The organism is Pseudomonas sp. P4_D7, from assembly GCF_056401755.1.
Genome location: NZ_JBFUIR010000147.1, coordinates 1 through 1865 on the forward strand (window position 1 = coordinate 1; position 1865 = coordinate 1865).

Below are 1865 nucleotides of genomic sequence, written 5' to 3' on the forward strand. Positions count from 1 at the left end.
CATTGAGGCGGGTAAAACCACTGGCACCGTCACCGTCGCTGCGCCCGCCGATGACGTCTATAAAGACGCCGGCAAAGTTGAAGTCACGATCAAGGACGCCACTGGCGGCAACTTCGAGAACCTCGTTCCGAGCACCAACCCAGCCGTTACCGACGTCTCTGACACCATCGACACTTCGACGGTCAAACTGACCGCTACCGAGTCCGCGGCTGAAGGTGGCACTGTCACCTACACCGCCACGGTCGGTGCGCCAGTCACTGGCTCGCCAGTTGTGGTGACCCTGGCCAACGGCCAGAACATCACCATCGAAGTGGGTAAAACCAGCGGCACCGTGACCACCACCGCGCCAAACGATGCGTTGACTGGCCACGCTCCACTGACCAACGCGATCACCGACGTTTCCGGCGGCAATTACGAAAACCTCGTGGCCGACAAAACTCCGGTCAGCACCACCGTCACCGACACCACTGACACCACCGACCTGACGCTGAGCGCGACCGGCACCGTGGCTGAAGGCGGTTCAATTGTTTACACCGCGACCCTGACCAATCCGGCCGGCACGCCAGTGACCGTGACCCTGAGCAACGGTTCGGTGATCACCATCGAAGCGGGCAAAACCACCGGCACCGTGACCGTTGCAGCGCCTGCCGATGACGTCTACAAGGACGCCGGCAAAGTCGAAGTGACCATCAAGGACGCCACTGGCGGCAACTTCGAGAATCTGGTCCCGAGCACCACGCCAGCCGTGACCGACGTCACTGACACCATCGACACCTCGACCGTGAAACTGACGGCCGACACCACTGTGGCCGAAGGTGGCACCGTCACCTACACCGCCACTGTTGGCGCGCCGGTCACCGGTTCGCCGGTAGTGGTGACCCTGGCCAACGGCCAGAACATCACCATCGAAGTCGGCAAGACCACCGGCACCGTGACCTTCACCGCGCCGAACGATGCACTGACCGGTCAGGCGTCGCTGGGTAATTCGATCACGGGTGTAAGCGGCGGTAACTACGAAAACCTGGTGGCCGACAAGACCCCGGTTTCGACCACGGTCACTGACACCATCGACACCACTGACCTGTCGCTCAGCGCCACCAACTCGGTCGCCGAGGGCGGCTCGATCATCTACACCGCGACGCTGACCAACCCGGCTGGCTCGCCGGTGACTGTGAACCTGTCGAACGGCTCGACCATCACCATCGAGGCCGGTAAAACCACCGGCACCGTGACTGTCGCTGCGCCAGCCGATGACGTCTACAAAGACGCCGGCAAAGTCGAAGTCACCATCAAGGATGTGTCTGGCGGTAATTTCGAGAACCTGGTCCCGAGCACCACGCCAGCCGTTACCGAAGTGACTGATACCATCGACACTACCACCGTCAAACTGACCGCCACCGAGTCAGCGGCTGAAGGTGGCACCGTTACTTACACCGCCACCGTAGGCGCTCCAGTCACCGGTTCGCCGGTCGTCGTGACCCTGGCCAACGGCCAGAACATCACCATCGAAATCGGCAAAACCACCGGCACCGTGACCACCACTGCGCCGAACGATGCGTTGAACGGCCACACCCCGCTGACCAATGCGATCACTGACGTAAGCGGCGGTAACTACGAGAATCTGGTTGCCGACAAGACTCCGGTTTCGACCACTGTTACTGACACTGTCGACACCACCAACCTGTCGCTGACTGCGACCGACACCGTGGCTGAAGGCGGTTCGATCGTTTACACCGCAACACTGACCAATCCGGCCGGCACGCCAGTCACCGTTACCCTGTCCAACGGCGCCGTGATCATCATTGAGGCGGGTAAAACCACTGGCACCGTCACCGTCGCTGCGCCCGCCGATGACGTCTATAAAG

At 61.5% G+C, this 1865-nt stretch carries 1 protein-coding gene; it reads left to right on the forward strand.

The annotated features are described in order from the left end of the window. On the forward strand, nt 1–1865 hold a 1865-nt coding region (locus AC1DVF_RS29120; RefSeq protein ID WP_477783618.1), incomplete at both ends, for an immunoglobulin-like domain-containing protein.